The organism is Streptomyces sp. NPDC029138, from assembly GCF_055564375.1.
Genome location: NZ_JBVHWM010000057.1, coordinates 60,278 through 67,278 on the forward strand (window position 1 = coordinate 60,278; position 7,001 = coordinate 67,278).

Sequence of the window (7,001 nt, forward strand, 5' to 3'; positions counted from 1 at the left end):
CGTGCGGCACGTCGAGCCGCCGCTCCGGCGTGCCGCCCTGCCGGGCCGTCCAGGACAGCCCGAGCCGCTGCCGGCGGAGATGCGGACCGGGCGGCACGACCTGGTCGTCGCCACCCGGCGGCCGAGGGGCCGGGCCCTGGAGTCGGCGCCGCTCGCCGACGAGGAGTACCTGCTGGTCGCCGCACCGGCCTGGGCCGAGCGCGCCGCCGCGCACCCGCGCGCCGACGGCCTGTGCGCCGCCCTGCACGAGGTGCCCCTGGTCACCTACGCCGAGGACCTGCCCATCGTGCGGCGCTACTGGCCAACCGTCTTCGGCAAGCAGCGCACCGCGCGCGCCGCGGTCACCGTGCCGAACCTGTACGCGGTGCTGTCGGCGGTCGACGCGGGCGCCGGCTACAGCGTGCTGCCCCGCTCCCTGTGCCAGGCTCCACGAGCCGGAGGAGGCGCCGCTGAACACCCTGTTCCTCGTCCAGCGCGGCGGTCCGAGGGTCCGCCGTTCCTGTCGGTTTCCTTCGGACACGTACAGTCGAGGGCCGGAAGGGACAGCGGAGGGAGCGGGATGCCACAGGGGGCGTCGGTGCGGTTCGCGGTGCTGGGACCGGTGCGCGTCTGGCGCGGGGCGGACGAGCTGGATGCCGGCGGGCCGCAGGCGCGGGCGCTGCTGGCCCTGCTTCTGCTCCGGGCGGGTCAGCCCGTCCCCGTCCCGGAGATCGTCGACGTGCTGTGGGGACCGGGGCCGCCGCCCACCGCCGTCAACGTGGTCCGCCGGCACGTCGGCTCGCTGCGGCGGCTGCTGGAGCCGGAGCTGCCCGCGCGGGCGCCGGGGCGCCGGCTGGTGCGCGGCGCGGGCGGCTACCGGCTGGTCACCGACGGAGACGACGTGGACCTCGTACGGTTCCGGGGGCTGCGGGAGGAGGCCCGGCGGGCCGTCGCCGAGGGTGCGCCCGGGCGGGCCGTGGAACTGCTCGGCCGGGCGCTGGCGCTGTGGGCCGGTCCCGTGGCCTCCGGAATCGCCCCGGATGTGCGGGAGCGGCTGGTGGCCGACGGACTGGAGCGCGAGCGGCTCGCCGTGCTGCGGGAGGCGGCCGACGCGGCCTTGCGCGCGGGCGTGCCCGGCGCGGTGCTGGCCCGGCTGCGGGAGGCCGCCGCCGCGCATCCGCTGGACGAGCCCCTGCTGGCCCGGCTGGTCCTGGCCCTCGCGGCCACCGGCCGGCGGGCCGAGGCGCTCGCCACCTACCGGAACACCTGCCGCCGCCTTGCCGACGAGCTGGGCATCGACCCCGGGCCCGAACTGCGCGAGGCCCACCGGACGGCGCTGGGGGAGACACGGGACGGGGACCCGGCGGAGCCGCCGCCCGTGGAAGCCGCCGTCGCGCGTGGCGTCGTACCCGCCCAACTGCCGCACGACCTGCCCGCGTTCACCGGCCGGCACGCCGAGCTGGCCGAGCTGCTGGACCCGCTCGCCGGTGCCGGTGAACCCGTCGGCACGGTGCTGATCTCCGCGCTCGGCGGGATGGCCGGCGTCGGCAAGACCACGCTGGCGGTCCACTGGGCCCATCGGGTCGCCGACCGGTACCCGGACGGGCAGCTCTACGTCGACCTGCGCGGCTTCGCCCCCTCGGGAGCGGTCACCGACCCCGGTGAGGCGGTCCGCGGTTTCCTGCACGCGCTCGGGGTGCCGCCCGAGCGGGTCCCCCGGGACCTGGCCGCGCAGGCCGCGCTGTACCGCAGTGTGCTGGCGGGGCGGCGGGTGCTCGTGCTGCTGGACAACGCCCGGGACGCCGAGCAGGTACGGCCGCTGCTGCCCGGCACGCCCGGCTGCCTCGCCATCGTCACCAGCCGGGACGACCTCACCGGCCTGGTCGCCGCGCACGGCGCCCGCTCGCTGACCCTGCGGCCGTTCGACACCGGCCAGGCGCGGGACTTCCTCGTCGGCCGGCTGGGCGCCGGACGGATCGCGGCCGAGCCACGGGCGGTGGACGAGATCATCGCCCGGTGTGCCGGGCTGCCCCTCGCCCTGGCCTGCGTGGCCGCGCGCGCCGCCCTGCGCCCGGACTTCCCGCTGGCGGCCGTGGCCGCCGAACTGGGCGAGGCCCGCGGCAGCCTCGACGCGTTCGCCCGGCCCGGCACGCCCGTGGACGTCGCCACCGTCTTCTCCTGGTCCACCCGGGCCGTCTCGCCCGCCGCCGCCCGGCTGTTCCGGCTGCTCGCCCTGCACCCCGGCCCTGACGTGTCCGCGGCCACCGCCGCCGCGCTCGCCGGGCTGCCGCCGCGCCGGGCGCGCGCGCTGCTCGCCGAACTCTCCGCCGTCCACCTCGTCACCGAACCGGCGCCCGGCCGCTACGGCTTCCACGACCTGCTCCGCGCCCACGCCGGTGACCTCCTCGCCGAGCACCACACCGAGGCCGAGCGGCAGGAGGCCCGCGACCGGCTGTTCCGGCACCACGCGGACCGCGCCCACGCCGCCGGCGCGCTGCTCGACCCCAGCGGGGACGTCCCGGCGCCGCCGCCCGCGCCGCCGGACACGCGGGCCGAGCCGTTCGCCGACGACAGCGCGGCCCTGGCCTGGCTCACCGCCGAGTACCCGGCGCTGCCGGCCCTCGTCCAGGCGGCGGCCACGACCGGTCACGACCGGTACGCGTGCCTGCTGGCCTGGTCCCTGGAGCCGTACTTCGAGCGGCGCGGCCACTGGCACGACGGGCTGGCCGCCCAGCGCACCGCGCTCGACGCCGCGCTGCGGCTCGCCGGCCCCGCCCTGGAGGCCCGCGCCCTGCGCGGCCTCGCCCGGGCGGAGGGCAGACTCGGCCTGCTCGACGAGAGCCGGGCTCACCTCGACCGGGCGCTGACGCTGTTCACCGTCGTCGGCGACACCGTCGGCCGGGCGGGCACCCACCGCAGTCTGGGCTGGACGTGCGAGCAGGAGGGCGACCTGGCGGGGGCGCTGCGGCACAACCAGCTCGCCCTGGAGCTGTTCCGCACCGCCGGATCCCGGCCCGCGCAGGCCAGCGTCCTCAACTCCGTCGGCTGGTACCACGCGCTGCGCGGCGAGTACCGGCCGGCGCTCGCACACTGCTTCGAGGCCCTGACCCTGCTCCAGGACCTGGGCGACCGGTACGGCCAGGCCGCGACCTGGGACAGCATCGCCTACGCCTACCACCACCTCGGCCGGCATCCGCACGCCCTGCTCGGCTACCGCAACGCGCTGACGCTGTACCGGGCGCTCGGTGTGCCGTACCCGGAGGCCGACACGCTGACCCGCATGGGCGACACACACCTGGCCACCGGTGACCGGGAGGGCGCGCGGGCCGCCTGGGAGCAGGCCCTCGCCCTGCTCACCCGGCTCGGTCATCCGGACGCGGAACGGGTCCGGGAACGGCTCGCCGGGCGGGAGGAGCGCTCCGATGCGGGATGACGGCACACCGGTTCCGAGGTGCGAAATGACTTGGCCGCCTGACCGGACGGCTCCCTAGGGTGGCACGGTGACGACTCAGATGATCCTTCTCAACGGTGGTTCCAGCGCGGGGAAATCCGGGATCGCGCGCTGCCTTCAGGCCGTACTGCCCGACCCCTGGCTGGTGTTCGGAATCGACTCGCTGGTCGACGCGCTGCCCCCGAAGCTCCAAGGGGCGGACGGCGGGATCGAGTTCGCCGGGGACGGCGCGGTGCGGGTCGGGGACGGATTCCGGGCACTGGAGGCGGCCTGGATGGAGGGGGTCGCGGCGACGGCCCGCGCGGGCGCCAGGGTCGTCGTGGACGACGTCTTCCTCGGCGGAGCGGCCTCCCAGCAGCGGTGGCGCAAGGCCCTCGCCGGACTGGACGTCCTGTGGGTGGGCGTGCGGTGTGACGCCGAGGTCGCCGCTGCACGGGAGATCGCCCGGGGAGACCGCACCCGGGGCATGGCGGCGGCCCAGGCCGGCGTGGTGCACGACGGGGTGTCGTACGACCTGGAGGTGGACACCACCCACACCGAGTCCCTGATGTGCGCGAGGGCCATCGCGGCCCACGTCGGCTGACCGGCGGACGTGTTCGAGGTGCTGGGGGTCGAGGTGCTGGGGTTCGAGGTGCTCGGCCCGTTGCGGGTGCTGCGCGCGGAGAGCGAGCTGGATCTCGGGTACCCGCAGGCGCGGACCCTGCTCGGCGTGCTCCTGGTGCGGCCGGGCCGGCCCGTGCGGATGAGCACGATCGTCAACGTCCTCTGGCCGGGCCGGCCGCCCGCCAGCGCGCCGAACGCGGTACGGCGCCACGTCGGCGCGCTGCGCAGAGTGCTGGAGCCCGGGCTGCCCCCGCGCGCGCCCGGGCGGCGCCTGCTGGGCCAAGCCGGCGGCTATCTGCTGGAGGCGGCGGCCGACGAGGTCGACCTGCTGCACTTCCGCACACTCAGCCGACGCGGCATGCGGGCGGCCGCCACCGCGCGCCCCGAGCAGGCGGTACGGCACTTCGCCGGGGCGCTGCGGCTGTGGCGCGGCCCGGTGGCGGCCGACCTGCCGGGACCGGTGCGAGCGCATCCGCACTTCGCGGCCGTTGACCGGGAGATCGTCCGCACGGCGCGGATGGCGGCCGACGCCGCGCTGCTGTGCGGCCGCGCGGACCAGGTGCTCCCGAGCCTGCGCCGGGCCGCCGCACTGAACCCGCTCGACGAGCCGCTGCTGGCCCGCCTGATCCTGTCGCTGGCGGCGTGCGGACTTCAGGCGGAGGCGCTGGCCACCTACGAGAACGTACGCCGCGACCTGGCCGCCCAGCTGGGGGTCGCTCCCGGCGCCGAACTGACCGAGGCCCATGCCCGAATCCTGCGCCAGCAGATACGCCCAGCCCGACCCCGGTTCCGGCCCGGCCCACCGACCCCCGCCCGGCCCTTCGTCCACCCGGCCCAGCTACCGCCGGACCTGGCGGTCTTCACGGGACGCGAGAGGGAACTGGCGGCCCTGGACGCGCTGGTGGGTGGGGAGGCTGTGGGGGCGGGGCTGGACGCCGTGTTGGGTGGGGAGGCTGAGGGGGCGGCGCTGGACGCCGTGTTGAGTGGGGAGGCTGAGGGGGCGGCGCTGGACGCCGTGTTGAGTGGGGAGACTGTGGGGGCGGGGCTGGAGAAGTGGGCTGGTGGGGAGTCCGTGCGGGCAGCGCCGGATGTCCTCGCCGACGCGGAAGGCGTACCCGCCGCGCTGGGCACCTGGATCGGCAGGAAGCCCGTACCGGCCGCGTCGGATGCCCTGACCGCCGGGGAACCCCCGCGGGCCGCGTCGGCCCCCGTGACCGGCGCCTGTCCGGCGTCGGCCGTGCTGATCAGCGGCCCGGCCGGTATCGGCAAGACCGCCCTGGCGGTCCACTGGGCGCACCGGGCCGCCGACCGCTTTCCGGACGGCCAGCTCTACCTGGAGTTGAGCGGATCGGCTCCCCGCCGGGCCGCCCTGGACCCCGCCGAGGCACTGCGCCGGCTGCTCGGTGCGCTCGGCGTGCCGACGCGGAGCATGCCGACGGGTGTGGCCGCCCTCGCCGCGCAGTACCGCGGTGTGCTGGCGGGCCGCCGAGTGCTCGTCCTCCTCGACGACGCCGGCCCCGGGCAGCTGCGTCCGCTGCTGCCGGAGGTACCGGGCTGCCTGACGGTGGTCACGAGCCGGGGCAAGTTGATCGGACGGCCCCCGGTGACCGCACCCACCGAGCTGCCCGAACCGACCGGGCTCACCGGACCCGCCGGGGCAACCGGGCCCACGGGACTGCCCGGACCGGCCGGGATGACCGGGGCGACCTGGGCAGCCGGGGGGACTTGGCTCGCTGGGGCAACCAGCCCCAGCGGGATAACCGCATCGGCCCGGATGGCCGCATCTGCCGGGGCGACCGGCCCCAGCAGGCCGACCGGATCGGCTGGCGCGACCGAACCCACCGGACCGGCCAACCCCGCCGGGGACACCGAGCCCAGGGGACTGCCCGGACCGGCCGGGATAACCGGGGCAACCAGGGCGACCTGGCTCACCAGACCCGCCGGAGCGACCGGGGCAACCGGGGCAACCGGGGTGACTTCGCTGGCTGGGGCAACCGGCCCCGGCGGCACAACCGAACCGACCGGGCTCGCCGAACCCGCCGGGGCCACCGAGCCCAGGGGACTGCCCGGGCCGGCCGGGATGACCGGGGCGACCAGGGCGACCTGGCTCACCAGACCCGCCGGCGCAACCGGGGCAACCGGGGTGACTTCGCTCGCTGGGGCAACCAGCCCCAGCGGGATAACCGCATCGGCCCGGATGGCCGCATCTGCCGGGGCGACCGACCCCAGCGGGCCGACCGGATCGGCTGGCGCGACCGAACCCACCGGACCGACCGACCCCGCCGGGGCCACCGAACCCGGCAGGCTGATCAGGCCCGCTGGACTGGCCTGGCCCGCCGAGCCGACCGACTGCACCGGGCTGACAGACCCCCTCGGACTGGCCGAACCCCCGGGACAGAACACCGCAGGCATCCACACGCTGTACCTGGGTCTGCCGTCCGAGGCGGACGCCCGTGCCCTGCTCGCCCGGCGGATCGGTGCCGCGCGGCCGGCCGCCGAACCGGAGGCCGTCGCGGAGATCATCCGACGGTGCGGCCGGCTGCCCTCGGCCCTGGCCCTCGTGGCCGCGCGCGCAGCGAGCCGCAGGGACTTCCCGCTGGCCGCCCTGGCCGCCGACCTCGCCGAAGGCGCAGAGCCCGAAGACACGGAGCCCGAACGCGCCCGCGCCGAAAGCCCGGAGACCGACCTCCCCCACACCAACGGTTCGCAGCCCCATGCCTGACCGCGTCCCCGCCGAAGACACGGGGTCCGACCTCGCCCATACGGAAGACCCGCAGCGCCACCTTCCCCCCGCCGAATGCCCGCAGCCCGGCCTCGCCCCCGCCGAACACCCCGAACCCGACCTCGCCTGACGATCGGCCGGTGGGCCGGTGGGCCGGTGGGCCGGTGGGCCGGTGGGCCGGTGGGCCGGTGGGCCGGTGGGCCGGTGGGCCGGTGGGCCGGTGGGCCGGTGGGCCGGTGGGCGTAC

General features: G+C 77.1%; 3 protein-coding genes. All 3 read left to right on the top strand.

The window, feature by feature from the left end:
* The first annotated feature begins 1 nt into the window (after position 1).
* The 3 genes from ACZ4WH_RS32700 (at position 2) to ACZ4WH_RS32710 (ending at position 6,755) form a co-directional block, all read left to right on the top strand.
* Positions 2-3,412, top strand: coding sequence for a BTAD domain-containing putative transcriptional regulator (locus ACZ4WH_RS32700; RefSeq protein ID WP_468187658.1), 3,411 nt, complete (start codon positions 2-4; stop codon positions 3,410-3,412).
* Between the two features lie 79 nt (positions 3,413-3,491).
* Entirely contained in the window at positions 3,492-4,013 is a 522-nt protein-coding gene (gene cpt / locus ACZ4WH_RS32705; protein WP_468187665.1) for a chloramphenicol phosphotransferase CPT, read from the top strand.
* 9 nt (positions 4,014-4,022) lie between these two features.
* Positions 4,023-6,755, top strand: a complete 2,733-nt coding sequence (locus ACZ4WH_RS32710) for a BTAD domain-containing putative transcriptional regulator (protein WP_468187660.1) — start codon at positions 4,023-4,025, stop codon at positions 6,753-6,755.
* The last annotated feature ends 246 nt before the right edge of the window (positions 6,756-7,001 follow it).

Bases quoted from the DNA above. Each gene is read 5' to 3' on its own strand.
- cpt (WP_468187665.1), top strand. From the start codon at position 3,492: ATGATCCTTCTCAACGGTGGTTCCAGCGCGGGGAAATCCGGGATCGCG.